Origin of the sequence: Levilactobacillus acidifarinae DSM 19394 = JCM 15949 (assembly GCF_001434835.1) — a bacterium.
Lineage (GTDB): Bacteria > Bacillota > Bacilli > Lactobacillales > Lactobacillaceae > Levilactobacillus > Levilactobacillus acidifarinae.
Genome location: NZ_AZDV01000028.1, coordinates 35,866 through 58,533 on the forward strand (window position 1 = coordinate 35,866; position 22,668 = coordinate 58,533).

Genomic DNA, 22,668 nt, shown 5'->3' on the forward strand with positions numbered 1-22,668 from the left:
TATTATTCAGCCTCCAAATTAATTTGAGTTAAAGCGTCGAGGGCCAGTGCCTGCGCATGAACCGGTGCGGTGTCGAGCCATTGATTCGCGGCCCGGTCGAAACTCACGACGTCACCGGTGGTGTAATAGGTGGCCTGGGGTTGCGGCTGACCCGTTGAATTAGCTAAGTTCCAGTAATCCAGTAAGGCCGTGACCGTGTTCGCGGTGGCCGTGCCGGGATCAATCAATTGCACCCCGGGGCCGAGCACCCGTTGAATGACCTGCCGCAACAGGGGAAAATGGGTGCAGCCCAACACCAACGTATCAATCTGCGTGCCCTGAAGCGGAGCTAGCTTGGCGGCAACCACCTGCAGCGCGTGCGGTGACGTCAGATCGTTGGCTTCGGCCAATTGTACCAGTTCGGGACACGCCAGACTGGTCACCGTATTGCGGGGATCCTGGGCCGTAATGGTCCGCTGGTAGGCCTGACTCTTCACCGTCCCCGCGGTGGCAATCACGCCAATCTTATGGGTCTTGGTGGCTTGCACCGCCGCCCGCGCTCCGGGGGCGATGACCCCCACGACTGGAATCGCTAACGTTTGTTGCAGAGTCGGCAACGCCGCGGCGGTCGCGGTATTGCACGCCAAGACCAGTAGCTTAATCTGATCACGCCGTTGTAAGAACGCCGCAATCTGTTGCGTAAACGTCAACACTTCACTCTGAGGCCGCGGACCGTAAGGCAGCCGTTGTTGGTCCCCCAAATAAACGGTCTTTTCCGTAGGGAGTAGTCGTTGAACTTCCCTTAAGACCGTCAAACCACCTACTCCCGAATCCATAAACCCAATTGCTGCATTGCGCATGACGCCACGCCTCCTCAATCTTACTTGAACCTATATTATCGCCTTTTTATAAACCGGTTTCAAGCCAAGTGCCGAAAAGTTCTTCCGGACCAATAAGCAAGCTCGCCTTATAAAAAAGTTTTAAAATTGGCTCGTCTCTAGTGTCGGTGCTTTTTTACGGTATAATGACAGTATAATTACAAATTAGCGCAAACTATTGGACGAAGGAGTCAATCATCGTGAAAAACTTATACCAAACCGTCATGAACGACGCGGCGGGGGCGCCCTACCTGCCACAGCTCATCATTCGGGACGCACTCATTCCGGAACTATTAGGGGACGATCAGGGGGCCATCGGCTACTGGGCCGGAAAATCCCTGGCCCGGAAATTTCCACTAGGTAACCCCAAGGATGCGGCCATCTTTTTCCAACAGGTCGGCTTTGGGACGTTGACCTTACTAAAGCAAACAGCCGAGATGAGTCGTTGGCAACTCAGCGGTGAACCCGTCAAACTCCGTAAACAACTAAAGGCCGACAATGATTTCACTTTGGAGGCGGGGTTCCTGGCCGAAATGATGGCCCAACAATTAGGCATTAATGCCGAAGCCGAGCTGGTAGAAACGAGTCGCAAGTTGCGGGATCAAGCCGTAACGTTTGACGTCTACACGGATCCCAGTGACGTGATTCCCGATTACGATGCGCCGACGCCCTTAGACGTCATCGCCCCGGACGACCCGGCCACTCCCGAAACGCCCCAGCAATCTAAATAACGGTTTAAAAAAAGCGGACTCCGATCAGGAATCCGCTTTTTTAGCGGCGCACGTTAAGCTTCAACGTATTGCGCCAAAATCTTCTTTAATTGGTCTTTGGAGTGGTAACCCACGATGGAATCCACCACTTCGCCGTCCTTCTTCACCAATAACGTGGGAATACTCATGATGCCAAAGGATTGCGGCGTGTTAGGGTTCGCGTCAACGTCCATCTTGTTGAACGTGACTTGGTCGCTCATTTCTTCAGCTAATTGTTCCACCACTGGTGATTGCATGCGACAAGGACCACACCACGTTGCCCAAAAATCGGTTAACGTGACGCCTGTTGCCGTATCTTGTTCGAAGGTCTTGTCCGTTGTTTCTGCTACCATCATACTGCCTCCTTAAAGGGATCATTAAAACCAGTAGCGCTTAAAAGTCTACAATGATAAGTCTACCAGAATCGGGTCAAATAACAACTGAATTGCTCACAACCGGTTACTGTAACCGCACGATGGTCGACCCATCGCCCCCGGCGTTGGCCGGCGAAAAGCCGAAGCTCTTAACGCGTTTGCTGCGTTTCAGGTAGTCGGTCACACCCTTACGCAACGCACCGGTCCCTTTCCCGTGAATGATGGTCACGGACGGATAACCCGCTAACAGGGCCGAATCAATGTACCGATCGACCTCGGCCATCGCCTCTTCGTACCGGTGACCCCGTAAGTCTAAGGTCGGGGACATCCCGTTAGACCCCGTCCGGCGAATCGACGCTCGGGGTTGCTTCTTGGACTTAGCGGGATCGGCCGCCTTTTCCAGGTCGGTCGTGGCAATCTTCATCTTCAAGATGCCCAGTTGGACCTCCCAGTGCTGGTCGTCCAGCTGTTGCATCAGCACCCCGGTCTGACCGTAGGATTTGACCAAGACACTGTCCCCCTTCTTAAAGGTATGCTTGGCCTTTTCCCGGCGTAAGACCTTGTTCTTCTGTAACCCAGTATCCTGCTGCAGGGCGTTTAACGCCCCCTGAGCAGCGATCAACTCGTCTTCCTTCACCACGCTCTTCCCCGCGTCCAATTGTTTCTTGCGTAGGTCGCTAATGATTTGGTTGGCGCGTTTTCTGGATTCATCCACGATCCGGTTAGCGTCGCGCTTGGCGTCCAGCATCAACTGATCCTTCTGGTGTTGGTACTGGTCAAACTGCGTCTGTAACTGGTCGTGCAGTTCCGTGGCCTCGGTCAACTGACTTTCCAGGTTAGCCGCGTGACTATCGGCCAACCGCTTTTGTTCGGTTAAGTCGCTAATCATGGCGTTTAAATCCTGGCTATCTTGATCGGTCAAGCCCCGGGCGGCCGCGACCACTTGGCTCGGCATCCCCAGCCGTGCCGCGATGTCCAAAGCGTTACTGCGTCCCGGAATCCCAATCAACAAGCGGTACGTTGGTTGTAAGCTCTCCGCATCGAATTCCATGCTGGCGTTGATGGTTTCCGGCCGGTTGTACCCGTAAGCCTTCAGCTCAGGATAGTGGGTCGACACCATCACGTAACTGCCGAGCGTCCCAATCTGGTCTAAAATCGCAATGGCTAACGCCGCCCCTTCTTGCGGGTCGGTCCCGGCTCCCAGTTCATCGATAATGACCAGGCTCCGGTCGTCGGCTTGCTTTAAGATGCTGACGATGTTTTCCATGTGACCCGAGAACGTACTCAGGCTTTGTTCAATGGATTGTTCGTCCCCAATGTCGGCAAAGATGTCATCAAAGACCCCGATGACACTGTTTTCGTTGGCCGGAATAAACAACCCGGACTGCCCCATGAGTTGAACCAACGCCAACGTCTTTAGCGTAATGGTCTTCCCACCGGTGTTCGGCCCCGTCACGATGATGGTCTTGTAATCCTTCCCAATCGTGATGTCGTTCGCCACGACCTTCTTGGGATCAATCAACGGGTGCCGAGCTTGCCGTAAGTTCACCTGGTTCGTCAACGAAAGTTTGGGTTCCGTCGCCCTGATCTGGTGGGCGTAACGGGCCTTGGCGTTGATGAAGTCCAGGTGGCCCAAAATTTCGGCGTTACGCAGGATCTCATCTTGATACGGCGTCAATAAGGCCGTCAATTCGGCTAAGATCCGCTGTTCTTCGTGCCGTTCGTCCATCTGATTTTGCCGTAACCGGTTATTTAGACTGACCACGGCTTGGGGCTCGATGAACAACGTTTGACCGCTGGCACTTTGGTCGTGGACGATCCCCCCGAAGTGTTGTTTATATTCCGAACGCACGGGAATCACGTACCGGTCGTCCCGAATCGTCACGATGGTTTCGCTCAGGTACTTGGCGTCCTTGCCCCGCGTGTACTGGTCCATGTTTTCCCGAATCGCCGCGGCGGTTTGGGCGATATGTTGCCGAATCTGACGTAATTCAGGCGACGCGTCGTCGGTCAGATGCCCGTCACCCTCGAGTGACGTCCGCAAGCGCCGCGTCACATCCGGGATGGTGACCAGTTCTTGCACTTCTTGGTTCAGTAGCCGTAACGTCAGTTGTTTTTCGGCAAGTTGATCGAAGAATTTGACCACGGAACTGGTGGTCCACAAGACCCGACTGATTTGCGCTAGTTCGAGCCCGTTTAACACGGCCTCAAGGGCTAAACGCTTTAAGTGTGGTCGAATGTCGTCCAGTTTGGGTAACGGAATCCCGCTTTCTAGCCGGTAAATGTCCGCCCCGTCTTGGGCTTCGTCCAACCACCGTTGTAATTTTTGACTATCGGCTGTGGGCTGTAATTGCGCCAACTCGTGTTGCCCGGCCGCCGATACCAGGTACTTTTGAATGGCTTGTTTGATGCGCCCATATTCCATGATGGTTAGTGTTTTTTGATTCATGGGATGCTCCTTTTTAAAGCGTCACCTAATGCTTAATCAACCACCAGTTATAAACCTGGTGGGATAACACCGGCGTTTCCTTGACGATCCACTGCGCCACGGTGGACGTCTTGTAGGTCGCCTGGAAACTGTCGATCGGCAATAGAATGAGTAAATTGAGTAACAAAAAAATAATCACGTAACGAATAGTCACGTTAATCAGGCCACCCGCCAAGGAATTTACCTGGTGAATGACCGGCAACCAGGTCACCTTGTTCAGTCCGTACGACACGCGACGCACCACGAAGTACCCCACGGTCAGAATGGCGGAAAAGGCCAGCCCGTTGAGAAAAAAAGAACTGCTTTGGCTGGCCGTGACCGCACTGACTGAACTATTGAGGGAGAGGTTGCCGAAAAATTGACCTAACCCGCTCGCCAAGGGTTTGGCCCCGAAACGTGCGGCAATCCAGACCACCAGGTACCCCACGGTCAGGAGCAGCTGTAAGACCAGCCCCCGGTGAAACCCGCGGTAAAAGCCCCAGGCCAGGATCAATACGATACCGATACTTAGCAGCAAACGCTACTCCCCCGTTTCCTTAGTGGGCGTCGAAGACTGCGCTGCCGACGTACTTGTTTCTGCCTGGTCCGCGGTGGCCGCCATCTTCAACTGATCCGAAATCGCGTTGAACGCCATTAACACGGCGGCGTCTTCCTTACTGATATCTGGGGAGACTTGTTTTAATTGTTTAAATTGTTCGTTTAATAGGGTCGTTACGGCACGCATGTGATCATCGGTCGCTTGGCCGACAATCGTGTACGGTTTACCCGCAATGACCGCCTTGAAGCGGTGAGTTTGTTCCGTCATCTCATGATTCCCCCTAATTTCCATAACGTCTTATTTTACCATTAATCCAGGGTCCGGCCTAGTTATAGACCCACTTGAAAATCAGGGCAAACAAAAAGGGCGGAAATCCGCCCCTGGTGTTTGCTTACTTTTGTTCCTTACCCGCGTTAGGATCAACGGTGCCGTCTGCTAAGAACGTGTTCAAAACAGATTCAACCATGTCCCATTCTTCGTCGGATTCGATCAATTGCAGATCGCCGCCGGAAGGATTGGCCGGGTCATCGTCTGCTGGTAAGGCGTAGGCCTGAATGTCGACTTCTTCGTCGTCACTCTTGCCAGCAGGGTAAATCAAAATGTAAGACTTACCAAAGTCGTCGGATTCAAACGTAAATAAGACATCGTACAACTCTTCGTTGCCGTTTTCATCAACTAATGTAATTTGTTCTTGGTCTTCGTTCATGGGAAACCTCACTTTTCTCGGGTTAACTTGCCTTTACGATCCAAATAGTTCTGCAAGATCAACCCAGCTGCTAATTTATCAATGACGCGCTTGCGTTTCCGCCGTGACGTGTCAGCTTGTTCCACTAACATACGCTCTGCTTCAACCGTTGTCAACCGCTCATCTTCGAAGTCAACCGGTAAATGAAACCGATCCGTTAACATTTGACCGTAACGTTGCGACGCCGCGACCCGGGGCCCTAAAGTATTATTCATATTCTTGGGTAACCCCACCACAAAGCCTTCAACATCATGGGTCTTCACTAATTCAGCGACCCGATCCAAGCCAAACACTTCATCTTCTTCGTTAATCGGAATGATCTCGATCCCCTGGGCCGTCCAGCCCAACGCATCACTAATTGCGATCCCGACAGTGCGAGACCCGACATCTAATCCCATTAACTTCATGAAGGCTTCACCGGTCCATTCTGATTAAGATAGAAACGCACGAGTTCTTCAATAATCTCGTCACGTTCGTGTTTGCGAATTAAATTCCGCGCATCATTGATTCGCGGGATGTACGCAGGATCGCCCGATAGTAGGTACCCGACAATCTGATTAATTGGGTTATATCCCTTTTCTTCCAGTGCCTGATAAACCGTCACCAGCGTATCGTGGACATCCTTTGGTTGGTTAGCGCCAAAGTCAAAATACATCGTTTTGTCTAATGAACTCACTATATAACACCCCCGCACTTCCTCACTTAGTGTCAATTTTACTCGATTGCCTAGCAAACTACAACGACCGACCCCCAATGTAATCTTTTCGTAATACAAGTTACGGCTTAAACCAGAGTCGTTCGGATACAGTAGTTTCCCGTTTGGAGAGTTTACTATACCACTAATAGACCAATAACCCAACTATTTAGTTTCCCATAGGCTTCGCTTGCTTAAACCGTCCCAGACCAATTGTTTCAATCTAAAAGGCGCGACCCCTAATTCGGAGTCGCGCCTCGATTAAAAATTAAGCTAATGACCTAGTCCTGTTCCTTCAGCCAAGCGCTCGCCGCACTCATTGCTTCTGGTAACCCGGCGGGGTTCTTCCCACCGGCTTGGGCCAAGTTTGGTCGGCCACCGCCGCCCCCGTTGATCTTCGGAGCAATGGCTTTAATCAAGTCACCGGCCTTAACCTGCTTTTGCTTGTCGGCACTAACGGCCACAATCAGGTTGGCTTTACCGTTAACTTCCGCCCCTAAGACCAGGACGTCGGATAACGCCTGATCACGCCAAGTATCGGCTAAGGCCCGCAGTTGATCCATCTTCGACACCTGAACGGTCCCGCTGATCAACGTGTAGTTGCCCGCCGTTTCGACGTTATCAAAGACGGCTCCGGCCTGTTGTCCGGCTAATTTGCCTTCCAGGGTGGCCTGCTTTTGTTGCAGGTCCTTGACCTGGGCTTGTAAGGCTTGGACCCGCGTCTCGATGTCGTTGGTCTGGGTGACCTTCAAGTCCGCGGCCACGGCGTCTAAGATGACGCTCCGGTCGTTCAAGTACTTGTAAGCAGCCGCAGAGGTCACGGCTTCGATCCGCCGAACCCCGGCGCCGACCCCGGATTCGGAGGTAATCTTGAACAGGCCAATTTCGTTGGTGTTCTTGACGTGGTTCCCCCCACAGAATTCGGTGACGAAATCGCCCGCGCTCACGACCCGCACGGTCTTGCCGTACTTTTCGCTAAACAACGCGATGGCCCCCATCTTCTTGGCACTTTCGATGTCGGTCACGACGGTCTTCACGGGGAGTTCCGCAAAGATTTCTCGGTTAACGATGGCTTCGGCCTTGTCCAGGTCAGCCGGGTCAACTTGCCCAAAGTGGGTGAAGTCAAACCGCAGGTAGTCGCCTTCCACCAGGGAACCGGCTTGTTGGGTGTGTTCGCCAAAGACTTCGCGTAAGGCCTTGTCCAACAAGTGGGTCGCGGTATGGTTCTTTTCGACCTTACTGTGGAAGACTTGATCGACCTTCAAGTCGTAGGTGGTGCCCTTCTTCAACGGCGAAACCACGGCTAACGTGTGCAGGTTTTGGCCGTTGGGGGCGTGTTGCACGTCCTTGACGTGCGCCACCACGTGACCATCCAGGTCGTAAATATCCCCGTGATCGGCCACTTGGCCCCCCATTTCGGCATAGAACGGCGTGGTGTCGAACATCGCTTCAACGGTCCCGGTCGTGGCTTCATCCGCTAATTGGTCGTTCACGACTAATTCGGTCAACTCGCTGTGCGTTTCCAGTTGGGTGTACCCCACGTAGTCGCTCGGCGTCTTGACGTTGATCAATAAGTCGTGTTGTAAGCCCATAGCCTTTTGTTTGCCCCGCGCGTTACGAGCCCGATCCTTTTGCTTTTGCATTTCGGCCTTGAACCCGTCCTGATCGACCGTAACCCCTTGGTCGATGGCGTATTCTTGCGTCAATTCAACCGGGAAGCCGTAGGTGTCGTACAGCTTGAAGGCGTCGGGACCCGCGATTTGCTTACCGCCGGTCTTTTTCAGGTCGGCGATGAGTCCGTTCAACAGGTCCAATCCGCCGGTCAAGGTTTCCCCAAACCGGTCTTCTTCGGAACGCACAATCTTGGCAATGTAGTCCTTTTGTTGTAGGACTTCTGGGTAGTAGGATTGCATGATCTCGCCCACGATTGGCACGAGTTGGTCCAAAAAGGCCCCCTGGATGCCCAACTTTTGGCCGTTGACGACCGCCCGCCGGATCAACCGCCGGATAACGTAACCACGGCCTTCGTTACCTGGTAAGGCCCCGTCACCAATGGCAAAGGTAATGGCCCGCGCGTGGTCGGCAATCACCTTAAAGGAGATGTCGTCTTCCGCGTCGGCCCCGTACTTTTTACCGTCGCTTAAGGCTTGCGTCTTTTCGATCAACGGCAAGAACAGGTCGGTTTCAAAGTTGGTCTTAGCGTTTTGGAAAATGGAAACGACCCGTTCGAGGCCCATCCCCGTATCAATGTTCTTCCGGGGCAGTGGCTTGTAGCTACCGTCCGGTTCGTGGTTGAACTGGGAGAACACGATGTTCCAAACTTCGAGGTAACGTTCGTTTTCACCCCCCGGGTAGTTTTCGGGATCGTCGGCGGCCAAGTTGTTGAAGCTTTCGCCCCGGTCGTAGAAGATTTCAGAATCGGGACCCGAAGGACCTTCACCGATATCCCAGAAGTTGTCTTCCACCGGAATGATGTGGTCCGGGGCGACGCCGGCCTTTTCCCAGTACATCTTGGCATCGGCATCCTTAGGATAGACCGTCATGTACAGTTTTTCGGGATCCCAGCCAAACCAGTCGGGTGACGTTAACAGTTCCCAGGCCCAGGTGATGGCTTCCTTCTTGAAGTAGTCACCGACCGAGAAGTTCCCTAACATTTCGAATAACGTGTGGTGCCGCGCCGTGCGACCCACGTTTTCGATATCGTTGGTCCGGATACTCTTTTGTGAACTGGTCAAACGTGGGTTTCCGGGCACCACTTGACCGCTAAAGTATTTCTTCATCGTGGCAACCCCGGAGTTGATCCACAGTAAGGACGGATCATCCTTCGGGACTAAGGATGCACTGGGTTCGATGGTGTGTCCCTTAGACTGGAAAAAGTCGAGGTACATCTGCCGAATTTGACTACTACTGAGCTCTTTCATCTCTAAAAACCTCCAAAAAAAGATAAAAACACCGTTGCCCGTAAAGACGCCGAAGCGCGGTACCACTTTACTTGCAACGATGTTTAGTCGTTAACCTCTTAAACTCATAACGCTGAGTCGCGATGTTGCCTGAGGGAGCACCGATGACCACGATTCGTTTTTCACAGCGACCAAAACGTTTCTGAAAGTCGACGGTTATCGGCATATCCTCTAGTTATATTTAATTGTCCACTTGAAATTATAGGTGGCACGCTAACGGTTGTCAATTCTTATTGATACCGATCTGAATTACGCTTACGCTGCTTGCGTTCCGCTCTAGCGGCCGCTCTGGCGGCAATCCGCTTATCCTGGTCCTTCTTGGCGTGGATGGCCTGCTTGATCTGGTGTTTGTAACCAGGCTTAATCTTCTTTTTCTTCTTCTTAACCATCCCGATCAGCGTTGGGTCCAGGTGTTGCGTGGACTTCCGACGCTTGGTCCGGCGGTTTCGGTCGTACGAATCGACGATTTCACCGTTACTAATCCGCTTAGGTTCAAAATGAATCCCCAGCGCTTCAATCTCGGAAACCAACTTCTCTTCGCCCGGTGAATACAGGGTAATGGCCGTGCCGGGCATCCCCTGCCGTCCCGTCCGGCCGACCCGGTGAATGAAGAATTCTAGGTCTTCGGGAATGTCGTCGTTGATGACGTGTGAGACCCCTTCGATATCGATCCCCCGCGCCGCCAAGTCGGTGGCCACGACGTATTGATACTGTAGGTTCTTCACTTCACGCATGACCCGTTTCCGTTCTCGCGGCTTGATGCCCCCGTGAATCATGGCCACTTTCAGGCCCTGGTTCTTCAGGTAGTCGTGCAACTCTTCGACCCGGGTCTTGGTGTTGGCAAAAATCAAGACCAGGTAGGGTTCGCCCATGGTGATCAGTTGGTAGATCAACCGGTTACGGTCCTGCCCCTTGGTCGAAATCAACCAGTTGTCGATGGTGTCACTGATGATGGCCGAAGCCGGGATCTCTTCAATCACGGGGTGGTTCAGGTACTTGCGTAAGAACGGGTTCAGCTTTTGCGGAATCGTTGCCGAAAAGACCATCATTTGCAGGTTCTTCGGCATTCGGCTGGCAATCTTATCGACCTGGTCTAAGAACCCGAGGTCTAAGGTCATGTCGGCTTCGTCCACCACGAATTGCCGCGCCGTGTGAACGTCTAAGGCGTCGGACTGGATCAGGTCCATGACCCGTCCGGGCGTCCCGATAACCAACTGTGGTTGGAAATTGTGCAACTTGTTTAATTGCCGTTGCTTGTCGGTGCCCCCAACGTAATTGCCGATGCGAATCTCAAACGGGGCCTCGGCGGCTAACTGTTCGGCCGCACTGTGAATCTGGTAGGCCAGTTCCCGGCTAGGCGTGGTGATGACGGCCTGCACCTGGTTATCACTGGTCAACTGGTTAAAGATCGGCAGTAAAAAGGTGTGGGTCTTTCCACTCCCCGTTTGGGATTGGCCAACGACGTCTTTGCCGGCGGTGATGATTGGAATCAACTTTTCTTGGACGGCCGTGGGTTGTTTGAACCCAATCTTCTGTAATGCCGTCATTAAATATGGCTGCAAATGAAACTCGTTAAATGTTGCGGTCATGCTATTCTCCTTTATCTTGCGCGACCAGGGCGTCCAACTCGTGGATCACCTGGTCAATTTCTGCTTGGTCGTGGGCGGTGGCCCCACTGGCGAGGGCGTGACCACCCCCACCATGATTCTTGGCGAGACCGTTGATCGACGGCCCCTTCGACCGTAACCGAATGCGATAAGTGTGGTCCTTAGCCTCCACGAAGAAGGCCCAGGCCACGACCGTGGTGATCTTGCCGGGTAACGGCACTACCGCGGAGGTCGAGTCGGTCTCGCCCAGCTCGAACGGTTCGAGGTCGGCGTCGCTTAATTTCAGGTAAGCGGCCCCACTAGGTAAAATGTTCAGGTTCTGATACACGTAGGCCGACAACCGGGCCATGGCCGGGGAAACCTCGTCTTCGGCCTGGTTAACGTCGCTGGCCGAAAAACCGGTGGCCATCAATTGCCCCGCCACGGCCATGGTGTGCGCCGAGGTGGCCGGGTACATGAAGCGCCCCGTATCGCCGACGATGCCGGCGTAGAACAACCGCGCCGCTTCTTGCGGTAACGTCAGTTCGTTGGCGTTAGCCGCGTAAAAGTCGTACAGCATTTCCGACGTGCTGGACGCCTGGTCTAAGACCCATTGCAGGTCCCCGAAGGCGTCATCGTTGGGATGGTGATCGATCTTAACGACGGCCTTTCCCGTGTGCCAGCGGTCATCGTCGACCCGCGGTTGGTTGGCCGTATCGACCACGATCACCAGCGCGTTTTCGTACTGGTCATCGGTCACGTCGGTGTCGGCCTGTCCTAACCAGTCAAAGCCAGCGTAATGCTTGCCGACCGCTAAGATGGTCTTATCAGGAAAACTGGCGCGTAAAATTTCACGAAGACCTAATTGGGCACCCACGGCATCTGGATCCGGATGCTGGTGCCGGTGAATGATAATGGTTTGATAGTGTTTAATTTCTTCTAAAATGGCGTTTTCAATAGCCATGCTGTTCACCCGTTCTTTCCGATTGGCGGGATAGCCCGCCGCAATACTGCGTTTCAGTATACAAGTTTTGGGGGGTAATTTCAAAGAAAGTCTGTCTAATCGCCCCATAAAGGGAGCCGTACGTTTTCAAAACTCTGCGCCGCCAGCCCGGTAATCGTGATCCCTAACAGGCGAATCTGTTCATCGGCCGTGGCGACCTCGTGGTAGAGGCCTAACGCCAAATCGTAATAGTTCTCCGCTTCGTTAGCCAAAAAATCTTCTTGGGTGATGCGCTTAGTCACGGTGGTGAAATCACTAGTTCGTAATTTTAACACCAGCGTTTTACCGTGGCGCTGTTTCTGCGCGACGGTCTGTGCCACCATGGTCGCTAACCGCCGCAACTGGTTTTCCACCTCACCCACCGTGGTCAACGGCGGGCCATACGTGCGTTCCTTACCGATCGACTTTCGCTCCCGTTGATACTCGACGGGCCGTTCGTCGATGCCCCGGACCCGTTGATACAACACGTAGCCGAACTTGCCAAAGTCGTGAATCAATTCCAGTTGCGAACGTTGGTACAAGTCGGCGCCGGTTTGGATGCCCAGGTCGTGCATCTTGGGGACGGTCTTCTTGCCCACTCCCCGAAACCGTTCGATGGGCAGCGCCATCAGAAAGTCGTGCGCGTCTTCGGGCAAAATCACGCTAACGCCCACCGGCTTACGAAAGTCCGAAGCCTCCTTGGCCAGAAACTTGCTGTAAGAGATTCCCGTCGAACAAGTCAGGTGCGTCTGATCGTAGATTTCGGCCTGCAACTCGTGGGCCACCTGGACGGCCGAGCGTAAGTGATGCTTATTTTCGGTGACGTCCAGGTAGGCTTCATCAAAGGCCACCGGCTCGATTTTCTCGGTGTACTCGTGAAAAATCCGGTGGATCTGTGCGGAAACTTCGCGGTAGTGCGGAAAGTTCGGGGTTTGAAAGATCGCCTCGGGGCACAGCTTAAGCGCTTCGTTCGCACTCATGGCCGAGTGGACGCCGTGTTTGCGGGCCAGGTAGTTGGCGGTCGTGACCACCCCGCGTCCCCCCGTTTTCCGCGGGTCCTTAGCGATAATCAAGGGGTGCCGGCGAAATTCGGGATGGTCGCGCATCTCGATGGACGCGTAAAAGGCATCCATGTCGACGTGGATGATTTTCCGTTGTGTAAATTTAGCCGCCGGTTGTGGCACGTCCCTTCGCCCCTTTCCTGATCATTTAGCTCCATTATACCGGAACGTTTGTTCGTTTGCATCCCTTAACGCCGCAAAAAAACGACCCCTAAGTGGAGTCGTTGATTTCACGAACTTATTTAGTTTCGTTAGTCGTCGAGTCGTCGTCAGCCTTTGCTGAGTCGTCGGTTGAATCGTCAGCGGCTTCTTCAGCCGTGTCCTTGGCGTCGTCCTTAGCGGCTTCTTCAGCGGCGGGAGCCGTGACGGCTTGTGGTGCTTGCGCCGTGACCTGGGCGATGGCCCGGAGGTCAAAGACCAAGTAAATCCCGTCACAGTCTAAAGTGACCGTCTTGTCGGCCTGGTTGATTTCATCAATCACACCGTGTAAGCGCCCGATGGTGATCACGTGATCGCCCTTCTTCAGGTCGCTCATCATGTCCCGGTGCTTCTTTTGTTGCTTTTGTTGTGGCCGTAACATCAAGAAATACATCAACGCCAAGAAGACCACTAAAATGATCAACGTGGAGTATTGACTGGCCGCAGCAACTACCAGATTACTTAACACATTTGTTCACTCCTTCTGTAACTTACTCTAATGAACAACTTTACCAGACTCCGGGGAATCCGTCCAATTATTTCTAGAAGTTCTTGGGATGTTCGGCATTGTAGCCGTACTTTTCGAAAACTTCTTCCCGCAATTCTAATAAATGATCGTCTAGAATCGCTTGACGGACCCGCTTCATCAGGTGATGCAGGAAGTATAGGTTGTGATAACTAGTTAGACGACGGCCAAAGTCTTCGTCCGCCTTAAACAGGTGGCGGAGGTAGGCCCGGGTGTAGTGTCGACAGGTGTAGCAGTCACACTCGGGATCGATGGGCCGAAAATCGTGTGCGAAAGCGGCGTTCTTGACCACCAACCGCCCGTGACTGGTCATGCAGGTGCCCTTACGCGCAATCCGGGTCGGTAACACGCAATCGAACATGTCGATACCACGAATTACCCCGTCGATCAATGAATCGGCGGTCCCCACACCCATGAGGTACCGGGGCTTGTTGGTGGGCAGTAACGGCGTGGTCAGTTCCAAGATCCGGTTCATTTCCGGTTTGGATTCCCCCACCGACAGCCCGCCAATCGAGTAGCCCGGAAAATCCAAGCTAACCAAATCACGCGCCGATTGCCGACGGAGGTCTTCGTACCCGGCCCCCTGCACGATACCGAACAACCCTTGATAATCGGGATGGGCGTGGGCTTTTAACCCCCGCTCCGCCCAGCGCGACGTGCGTTCCACGGAGTGTTTCACGTAGTCGTAGCTTTCAAAAAACGGCGGACATTCGTCTAAACTCATCATGATGTCCGGGCCCAATTTATTTTGAATGTTAATGGCCTTTTCGGGCGATAAGAAGAGCTTGTCGCCGTTGATTTCATTGCGGAAATGGACCCCTTCTTCGGTCAACTTCCGGTGTTTGGCCAACGAAAAAACCTGAAAGCCCCCGGAATCGGTCAAGATTCCCTTGTGCCAGTTCATAAACTGATGCAGCCCGCCGGCTTCTGCCACCAGGTCGGGGCCCGGTTGAAGCCAGAGGTGGTAGGTATTGGCTAACACGACCTGGGAGCCCATCTCGGCGAGTTCTTCAGGGCTAACGGCGCCCTTCATCGCTGCCTGGGTCCCCACCGGCATAAACATGGGGGTCTGGAAGGTCCCGTGGGGCGTGATCACTTCTCCCAGGCGGGCACCCGTGTGTTTTTCGGTTTTAATCAGGTGATACTTAATCGCGGGTTCCATAGTTGCCTCCAATTATTTGATAAACATCGCGTCGCCAAAGCTAAAGAAGCGGTACCGCTGGTCGATGGCGTGTTGGTAGGCGTTGAGTATCTGGTCGCGGCCGGTAAAGGCGGCCACCAGCATCACCAACGTCGATTTAGGCAAGTGAAAGTTGGTGATAAACGCGTCGACCACCTGCCAGTGATAACCCGGTTTGATGAAGATGTCGGTCCACCCGGCATCGGCTTGTAACCGGCCATGGAACTTGGTCCCGATGGTTTCCAACGTCCGAATCGACGTGGTCCCGGTCGCCACGATCCGACCCCCGTGGGCCCGCACGTCGTTCAACGTTTGGGCGGCCTGCGCGTCGAGCTGGTAGAACTCGCTGTGCATCTTGTGATCCTCGATGTTGGCTGCTTCCACGGGCCGAAACGTCCCCAAGCCAACGTGTAAGGTCACATAAACCAGCTTCACACCCTTGGCCACCACCTGATCGAGTAAGTCCTGGGTCCAGTGAAGACCGGCCGTGGGGGCGGCCGCCGACCCGTTTTCCTTGGCGTAAATCGTCTGGTACCGATCCGGGTCAGCCAACTTCGCCTTAATGTAAGGCGGTAACGGCGTCTCGCCCAAGCGTTCCAGAATTTCCATAAAGATCCCGTCATAGTGAAAATCGATCAGACGAACGCCATCCGCCCGTTCTGCGGTAATGGTCGCCGTCAATTGACCGTCCCCAAAGCTAACCGTCGTCCCCACTCGTAAGCGTTTGGCCGGCTTCATCAAAGTCTCCCACACGTCGCCTTCGACGTTATGCAGGAGTAAAACCTCGACGTGTCCACCGGTTGCCGGTTTGACGCCGTACAACCGGGCGGGCATCACCCGGGAGTTGTTCAGCACCACGGCATCCCCGGGGTGCAATTCATCCAAAATGTCGTAAAAGTGTCGATCGGTCAGCTCACCGGTCCGGTGATCAAGCACCAGTAACCGGGACGTATCCCGTTGTTTGATCGGCGTCTGGGCGATCAGCTCGTGCGGCAACTCGTAATCAAAGTCCTCTAGGGTTTCAGCCATGGGGCAACACTCCTTTTAGGCGGTCTTATTGGGCAGTTGGAAACGGTCGGTCCAGGTGCCGGTAACCCGCTTCGGTTACTACGCGCCCCTTGGCCGTACGCTTGAGAAATCCGCGTTGTAGCAGGTAGGGTTCGTACATGGCGGCCACCGTTTCGGTCTCTTCACCGATGTTAGCCGCTAAGGTGTTCAGTCCCACCGGACCACCGTTATAGTAGTCGATCATGGTGGTCAGCAATTTAATATCCGTCGAGTCCAGTCCCGCGGAGTCCACGCGTAACAACGTTAAGGCGTGATCCACGATTTCTGGGTCAATGGTATCGTGATCCGGGGAAACTTCCGCAAAGTCCCGGACCCGTTTCAGTAACCGGTTGGCAATTCGTGGTGTCCCCCGGGACCGCAACGCGATGGCGTGGGCCCCTTCTGGCGCAATCGGGGTCTGAAAAATATCGGCCGACCGCAACACGATTTCTTCGAGGTCGTTGGCGTTATAGTACGCCATGTGTTCGACGATGCCGAAGCGGTCGCGTAACGGTGCCGATAACAGTCCCGCTCGCGTCGTGGCTCCGATCAAGGTAAACGGCGGCAACGGGAAGTGCACCGGATGCGCGGTCGGCCCCTGGCCCACCACGATATCGATGTAGAAGTCCTCCATCGCCGAATACAGCATTTCTTCAACCACCTTGGGTAGCCGGTGGATTTCGTCGATAAATAAAATGTCACCGGGTTGCAGTTCGTTAAGTAATGCAACTAGGTCCCCCGGTTTTTCAATGGCCGGCCCGCTGGTCGTGCGAACCTGCACCCCCATCTCGTTAGCAATCACCCAGGCCAAAGTGGTTTTCCCTAGACCGGGTGGGCCGTAGAGCAACACGTGGTCCAAGGACTCTTCTCGTTGCTTAGCCGCCTGGATGTAGACGTTTAATTCGTGTTTGATCGGTGCTTGGCCGATGTATTGCCCCAGTGTTTGGGGTCGTAAAGATTTCTCCACGGAATCTTCCCTGGCGTCCTCCGGTTCTGGGGACACGATGCGGTCGTCGTCTGCCATGCTCGACCCCTCCTTTCTTGTCGTAACCTTACTTAGTCAATAACCGTAAGCCTTCGCTCAGGTAATCGTTCGTATCGTGCCCCGCAAATTGCCGTAACTTGGGGGTCACCTTTTTAATGGCCGTTTCCCGGTAACCCAACGCCAGTAACGCAGCTAAGGCGTCGTCCAATTGGGCGTTGCCTTCACCGGTCGTGACGGTTTCCGGTTCAAAGAGGTCTGGCGTGTCAGCCGGCGCTAAGTCGTCGAGCTTGCCTTGCAAGTCCAAGACCAGTTGGCCCGCCGTTTTCTTCCCCACCCCGGGAAACTTGGTCAAAAAGCTGACGTCGTTGGTCTTGATGGCCAGCATCAGCCCTTGATGGTCCGGGTTAGCGAGAATGGCCAACGCGCTCTTGGGCCCAATGCCGCTGACCGCGATCAGCTTTAAGAAGAGTTGTTTCTCCGCGTAGTCACTAAACCCGTAAAGGGTCTGGGCCGAATCACTAACGGCCTGATACACGTAAATGGTAACTTGGTCGTCGACCGTGTAACGGTAGGGATTGGCCGTGTTGACCAGGTAGCCGACGCCTTGAACGTCCACCACGATATGGTCGGGCGTCACCGCCGCCACGGTTCCCCGCAGGTATTCATACATGCCGATTAAGCTCCTTTAAGAAAACGTATGTTTGCATTTAAATTGTACCATAATTCCGGAAAAACTTAAGATGGACTACTCGCCCCAATCATCCCCACTATGATGCGGGTCCTGGATGCGTTTGAACAACCGTTCTAGGTCCTGGTCGGTCAGATGAACTAATACGGGCCGACCGTGCGGGCAGTTAAACGGGTTCTCGGCCGTCGCCAGCTTAACCAGTAAAGCACGCGCCTGTTGATCATCTAAGTGGTGGTTGGCCTTGATGGCCCGCTTACAGCTCATCATGATGGCCGTCTTCTCCCGGAAGGCCGCCACGGTCAGCTTCCCGTCGCGTAAGACCCAGTCGACCATTTCCTTGACGGTATCGGTCTCCTGCCCCGCCTTGAACCAGGTCGGGTGTTCGTGGACGATAAAACTATTCGGACCAAACGATTCGAGGTTCAGCCCCACACTAGCTAAGGTGTCTAAATGGTCGTTTAAGGCCAGTACGTCGGTGGTGGGGTAATCCAACACGATGGGCACTAAAAGCTTCTGCTCGTCGTCGCTGACCTCCCCAATCGCCTGGCGGTAGAACTCGTAGTTCACCCGCTCCTGGGCGGCGTGTTGGTCGATCAGATACAGCCCATCGTCGGCCTCGGCCAACAGGTAGGTCCCGTGCACCTGACCCAGATACCGTAACTGGGGAAAACGTGTCGGGGCCGGTTGCGGTGCGGCCGATTCTGCCGGTGCGGCTGATTCCGGTGCCGGCGCGCCTAACGCCCAGACTTTCCCTTCGTTGCGGTATTTCGCATCGAATTGTTTGACCAGGGGTAAGGTCAACTCGGCTTCCTTTTGCACCATCACGGGTTCCACCGGGCTGGTTACCGGGGTACTCAACGGTGCTGGCCCCGCTGGCGTAGCGTCTAGGGGCTCGGCCGGTTGGGTGGTCACTGACGCCGCGGTTGATGCCGGCGCCGTGACCGGCGGCGTCACGGCGCGGTGCGTTAACGGCGGGGCCGTCGTCGGTTGGTACTTCTGAGAGACGTCATTTAATGCCATGGTCAACTGGTCACTGGCCGGTTCGCGCGTTTTGGTCTGCGGTAAGTCGTTAAAGACGTCCGGGATCAGATTCTCTTGCGCCAACCGATCGAACACCGTCTTTTGGATCAGCTGCGTTAACTCGGGTTCCTGACTGATTCGCACCTCTTGTTTAGTCGGGTGCACGTTCACGTCGACTAATAACGGGTCCATGGTGATGGCGAGCACCGCCAACGGGTACCGGCCAACCATGAGTTTCGAGCCGTACCCCGCCACCAAGGCCTTACTAAGCTGATAATTGTGGATGTAACGCCCGTTGAGCAGGATGGAAATGTACTGACGACTGGCCCGCGTCAGTTCGGGTAAACTGACGTAGCCCGTCACCTTAAAGTCGGGGTTTTCCCCCGCAATCGCCACCATCTTACGGGCACTTTGCACCCCGTAGATCCCGGCAATCACCTGTTGTAGGTCCCCACGACCACTGGTTCGGGTGAGTTCACGGCCGTTATGCACCAGCGAAAAGGCGATGTTGGGGTAACTCAACGCAATGCGGTTCACGATATCGGTAATCTTGGACAATTCGGTGGTCGGGGACTTCAGGTATTTCAGTCGTGCCGGGACATTACCGAATAGATCGGTGACCGTGATATCGGTGCCCTTACGCGCCGCCGCGGGTTCGTGCGCCACAATGTGGCCCCCCACGTTATGGATCATGGTCCCCACACCACCGGTCGAGGTGGTCAACGTCACGTCCGCCACTGACGCAATACTGGGTAACGCTTCACCCCGAAACCCCAGCGACTTAATCTTAAACAAGTCACGCCGGTCGGTAATCTTACTGGTCGCGTGGCGCTTGAACGCCATTTCGGTATCGTCATCGGCAATACCATCGCCGTCGTCGACCACCGAAATCCGTTTAAGGCCGGCCTCCTCGACCGTGATGTCGATTTGGGTACTGTGGGCGTCAATGGCGTTTTCCACCAATTCTTTGACCACGGAGGCGGGACGTTCAACCACTTCTCCCGCCGCAATCTGATCGGCTAACACCGAGGCTAATTCATGAATTTTCGCCATTGTGACCCTTCCTTTCGTCTAACTTATGAAACTTAACAACTTGAGATGAAATTAGTCGCTCTCCGGCTGCAGCTTGAAAATGAAACTCACAGTTGGTGTTAATTTCAGCAAGGTCAGCCCTCAAGCCCTAATTCGCCGGCCTAAGACCAGGCCCGATCACCATAACTTTCAACAGCCAATTCGCTAATTTGAAAACAATTTTTTAGATATAGTTAAAAGCTAATTATTTATTGAGCTTCTGTTGCCACTGATAAACCTGGTTCATGATGGCCATCGGCGTCATCCCCATCAGGTTCAGATCCCTTAACTGGTCTAAGACCTTGGCCTGCGCCGGCTTGAGTTCGGGTTCGTCCGTAAACAACGACAACTGTTGGTCGGTTTCGGCAGCCGCCGTTGACTTAGGGGCAGCCGGCGCAGGTTCTGTGGCCGCTACAGCTGGCGTCGCCGGTGTGTCTGGTGTCGATTCAGCCGGCACCGCCTTCGGTGCGACCTGCCCCGTCACCACTTCTTTGGTCACGGTCGGCGCATCAGCGGCTTGCTGCTCGAGTTCTTGTAAGATCACGTCGGCGCGGTGCAAGAGTGACTCCGGCATCCCCGCCAACTTCGCCACGTGAATCCCGTAGGACTTATCGGCCGGGCCGGGTTGGACCTGGTGCAAGAAGACTAGGTCACCGTCTTGCTCCACGGCGCCCACGTGCACGTTCTTTAATTGCGGCAAGACCGTGTCGAGGGCCGTTAATTCGTGGTAGTGGGTCGAAAACAGGGTCTTGGCGTGAACCTTGTTGTGGACGTATTCCACGATGGCCTGGGCTAACGCCATTCCATCGTAGGTCGCCGTCCCCCGCCCAATTTCGTCGAATAGGATCAAGCTGTTGGCCGTCGCCTGACTTAACGCTCGGTTGGCCTCCTGCATTTCGACCATGAAGGTACTCTGACCCGAAATCAGGTCATCGGCCGCCCCGATGCGCGTAAAGATCTGGTCAAAAATCGGCATCCGCGCACTTTCGGCGGGCACGAAGCACCCCATCTGCGCAATGATCACGGTCAACGCCAGCTGGCGCATGTAGGTACTCTTCCCGGACATGTTCGGTCCGGTAATTAGCAGAATGTTGGTGTCATCGGGCATGGTCACGTCGTTGGGCACGTAGGACTGCCGGCCCAGCACCTTTTCGACCACGGGATGGCGGCCCTGTTGGATATCCAAGACGTGGCCCGGCGTAAAGGTCGGCTTCACGAAGTGATAATCTTCGCTGACCACCGCAAAGCTTTGCAACACGTCCAAGCTCGCAATCGCGGCGGCCAACTTTTGTAGCCGGGTGATGGCTTGCTTCACCTGTTCTCTTAAGTCCACGAACAGTTGATATTCCAAAGCGACCGACTTTTCTTCGGCCTCTAAGATCAACCGTTCCTTTTCCTTGAGTTCCGGCGTCGAGAACCGTTCGGCGTTGGCCAACGTTTGTTTCCGCTCATAACGGTCGGCCGGTAATTTGTTTAAGTTCACTTTGGTGACTTCGATATAGTACCCAAAAACGTGGTTGTACCCAATCTTCAGGTTATTAATGCCCGTGACCTCGCGTTCGTGGGCTTCCATCTCGGCCAACCACTGTTTCCCGTTGCGCATGGCGTCGCGGTAGGTGTCGAGCTGGTCATTATAGCCGTCGCGAATCACCCCACCGTCGGTCACCGACAGGGGCGGTTCCGGCACGATGGCCGCTTGAATCGCGTCGGCAACGTCACTGACCGGATCGAGTTGGTCGAGCATCGAATCAAAAACGGCCTCGTCAAGTTCTTCTAGGGTGTGCTTGATTTGTGGCACCTGTTCCAACGACGTTTGCAATTGGATCAGGTCTCGGCCGTTGACGCTCCCGAAGGCCACGCGACCGGCTAAGCGTTCCAGGTCATAGACCTTAACCAGTTCGTCTTGAAGACTGTTGCGTTCGAAGTAGTGGTCGAGTAACGCGCCTACCTTGGCCTGACGATCTTCAATCTGGGCCTGATCAATCAGGGGGCGATCCAGCCACTGTTTCAACAATCGGCCACCCATCGCGGTTTTAGTCTCGTCTAACAACCACAACAGGGTCCCGGACTTCTTCTTAGTCCGCAAGTTCTGGGTTAACTCCAAGTTGACCTGCGACGAATGGTCGAATTTCAGAAAGGCCGTTGGCCGGTACGCCACGGCCCGTTGCAGGTGCGCCAGGCTACGTTTCTGGGTCGCCGTCACGTAGGTCACTAGAAGCCCCACGACCTGAATTAGTCGCGGTTCGGTCAGGTCCTGTTCCACGTAACTAACTTCCGAACTAGCCTGAACGTCTAACTGTTGGGACACCAAGAGGCCCAACTTTTTCAGGCGGTCCGTTAATTCCGTGGGTACGCTAGCGTCGACCACGACTTCCTTGGTCTGCAAGCTCATTAGTTCGTTCATGACCGTGGTCAGGTTGTCGATGGCCGCCACCTTGAGTTCCCCGGTCGACAGGTCGGTATAGGCCAGACCGTAGTGGTCGGGTTGCGGCATAATCAGCGCCGTTAAATAGTTGTTTCGTTTGGCACCAGCCGCACCGGTATCGGTCTGCGTGCCGGGCGTCACCAGTTGGATGACCTCGCGCTTGACCATGCCCTTCGCCAACTTAGGATCTTCCATCTGTTCACAAATGGCCACCTTGTACCCCTGATCCACTAAAATATCGATATAGTTTTGGACGGCCTTATGCGGCACCCCACACATGGGGATTGGGTTCTTGGCGCTATGACTCCGGGTGGTCAGGGTCAGTTCCAGGAGTTGGGAGCCCTTAACGGCATCCTCGTTAAACATCTCGTAAAAGTCCCCCAGCCGGTAAAACAAAAAGGCGTCGGGATATTGATCCTTAATCTTTTGGTACTGAACCATCATTGGCGTTTGTTTTGGTGTACTACTCATGAAAACTGTGTCATCCTTCCATT

General features: G+C 54.3%; 20 protein-coding genes. 1 reads left to right on the forward strand and 19 read right to left on the reverse strand.

The genetic code is table 11. The annotated features are described in order from the left end of the window. Positions 1-2: 2 nt before the first annotated feature. Positions 3-839, reverse strand: coding sequence for a glutamate racemase (gene racE, locus FD25_RS11795; RefSeq protein WP_057804486.1), 837 nt, complete (start codon positions 837-839; stop codon positions 3-5). A gap of 218 nt (positions 840-1,057) precedes the next feature. Here racE and FD25_RS11800 point away from each other — a divergent pair, with 218 nt between their 5' ends. Then, positions 1,058-1,588 (forward strand): YslB family protein, encoded by a 531-nt coding sequence (locus FD25_RS11800; protein WP_057804487.1) that lies wholly within the window; start codon positions 1,058-1,060, stop codon positions 1,586-1,588. A gap of 53 nt (positions 1,589-1,641) precedes the next feature. Here the strand turns inward: FD25_RS11800 and trxA are convergent, their stop codons facing one another. From trxA to mutS, 18 genes are all read right to left on the reverse strand, one after another. Continuing rightward, positions 1,642-1,959, reverse strand: coding sequence for a thioredoxin (gene trxA / locus FD25_RS11805; RefSeq protein WP_057804488.1), 318 nt, complete (start codon positions 1,957-1,959; stop codon positions 1,642-1,644). 106 nt (positions 1,960-2,065) lie between these two features. Further along, positions 2,066-4,429: an endonuclease MutS2 gene (locus FD25_RS11810; RefSeq protein ID WP_057804489.1), complete on the reverse strand. Its 2,364-nt coding sequence runs from the start codon at positions 4,427-4,429 to the stop codon at positions 2,066-2,068. 25 nt (positions 4,430-4,454) lie between these two features. Then, complete coding sequence (locus tag FD25_RS11815; protein ID WP_057804490.1) at positions 4,455-4,985, reverse strand: CvpA family protein; 531 nt, start codon at positions 4,983-4,985, stop codon at positions 4,455-4,457. A gap of 3 nt (positions 4,986-4,988) precedes the next feature. Continuing rightward, complete coding sequence (locus FD25_RS11820) at positions 4,989-5,273, reverse strand: cell division protein ZapA (RefSeq protein WP_057804491.1); 285 nt, start codon at positions 5,271-5,273, stop codon at positions 4,989-4,991. Between the two features lie 124 nt (positions 5,274-5,397). Next, positions 5,398-5,712 (reverse strand): DUF1292 domain-containing protein, encoded by a 315-nt coding sequence (locus FD25_RS11825; protein ID WP_057733328.1) that lies wholly within the window; start codon positions 5,710-5,712, stop codon positions 5,398-5,400. Positions 5,713-5,720: 8 nt separating this feature from the next. After that, positions 5,721-6,158, reverse strand: coding sequence for a Holliday junction resolvase RuvX (ruvX, locus tag FD25_RS11830; RefSeq protein WP_057804492.1), 438 nt, complete (start codon positions 6,156-6,158; stop codon positions 5,721-5,723). After that, positions 6,155-6,427 carry an IreB family regulatory phosphoprotein gene (locus FD25_RS11835; RefSeq protein ID WP_024746979.1) on the reverse strand — a complete coding sequence of 91 codons (273 nt, stop codon included), beginning with the start codon at positions 6,425-6,427 and terminating at the stop codon, positions 6,155-6,157. The genes ruvX and FD25_RS11835 overlap by 4 nt, the downstream gene beginning before the upstream one ends. Positions 6,428-6,726: 299 nt before the next feature. Further along, a complete protein-coding gene (gene alaS, locus FD25_RS11840; protein ID WP_057804493.1) occupies positions 6,727-9,366 on the reverse strand; it encodes an alanine--tRNA ligase in 2,640 nt (879 codons plus the stop codon). A gap of 269 nt (positions 9,367-9,635) precedes the next feature. Continuing rightward, a complete protein-coding gene (locus FD25_RS11845) occupies positions 9,636-10,994 on the reverse strand; it encodes a DEAD/DEAH box helicase (protein ID WP_057804494.1) in 1,359 nt (452 codons plus the stop codon). 1 nt (position 10,995) lies between these two features. Then, the gene (locus FD25_RS11850; protein WP_057804495.1) at positions 10,996-11,955 is read right to left on the reverse strand and encodes a DHH family phosphoesterase; all 960 of its coding nucleotides are present in this window, start codon (positions 11,953-11,955) and stop codon (positions 10,996-10,998) included. A gap of 95 nt (positions 11,956-12,050) precedes the next feature. Further along, on the reverse strand, positions 12,051-13,106 hold the full coding sequence (gene dinB / locus FD25_RS11855; RefSeq protein ID WP_083484182.1) for a DNA polymerase IV: 1,056 nt from the start codon (positions 13,104-13,106) through the stop codon (positions 12,051-12,053). A 166-nt stretch (positions 13,107-13,272) separates the two neighbouring features. Then, the gene (gene yajC / locus FD25_RS11860; RefSeq protein WP_225428519.1) at positions 13,273-13,701 is read right to left on the reverse strand and encodes a preprotein translocase subunit YajC; all 429 of its coding nucleotides are present in this window, start codon (positions 13,699-13,701) and stop codon (positions 13,273-13,275) included. Positions 13,702-13,774: 73 nt separating this feature from the next. Further along, positions 13,775-14,920: a tRNA guanosine(34) transglycosylase Tgt gene (tgt, locus tag FD25_RS11865; RefSeq protein WP_057804497.1), complete on the reverse strand. Its 1,146-nt coding sequence runs from the start codon at positions 14,918-14,920 to the stop codon at positions 13,775-13,777. Between the two features lie 12 nt (positions 14,921-14,932). Then, on the reverse strand, positions 14,933-15,967 hold the full coding sequence (queA, locus tag FD25_RS11870) for a tRNA preQ1(34) S-adenosylmethionine ribosyltransferase-isomerase QueA (RefSeq protein ID WP_057804498.1): 1,035 nt from the start codon (positions 15,965-15,967) through the stop codon (positions 14,933-14,935). A gap of 25 nt (positions 15,968-15,992) precedes the next feature. Beyond that, entirely contained in the window at positions 15,993-17,009 is a 1,017-nt protein-coding gene (gene ruvB / locus FD25_RS11875; protein WP_057804499.1) for a Holliday junction branch migration DNA helicase RuvB, read from the reverse strand. 28 nt (positions 17,010-17,037) lie between these two features. Continuing rightward, positions 17,038-17,640, reverse strand: a complete 603-nt coding sequence (ruvA, locus tag FD25_RS11880; protein ID WP_057804500.1) for a Holliday junction branch migration protein RuvA — start codon at positions 17,638-17,640, stop codon at positions 17,038-17,040. Positions 17,641-17,715: 75 nt separating this feature from the next. After that, the gene (gene mutL, locus FD25_RS11885) at positions 17,716-19,731 is read right to left on the reverse strand and encodes a DNA mismatch repair endonuclease MutL (protein ID WP_057804501.1); all 2,016 of its coding nucleotides are present in this window, start codon (positions 19,729-19,731) and stop codon (positions 17,716-17,718) included. 223 nt (positions 19,732-19,954) lie between these two features. Next, positions 19,955-22,645 carry a DNA mismatch repair protein MutS gene (gene mutS / locus FD25_RS11890; RefSeq protein WP_057804502.1) on the reverse strand — a complete coding sequence of 897 codons (2,691 nt, stop codon included), beginning with the start codon at positions 22,643-22,645 and terminating at the stop codon, positions 19,955-19,957. Between the last annotated feature and the right edge of the window lie 23 nt (positions 22,646-22,668).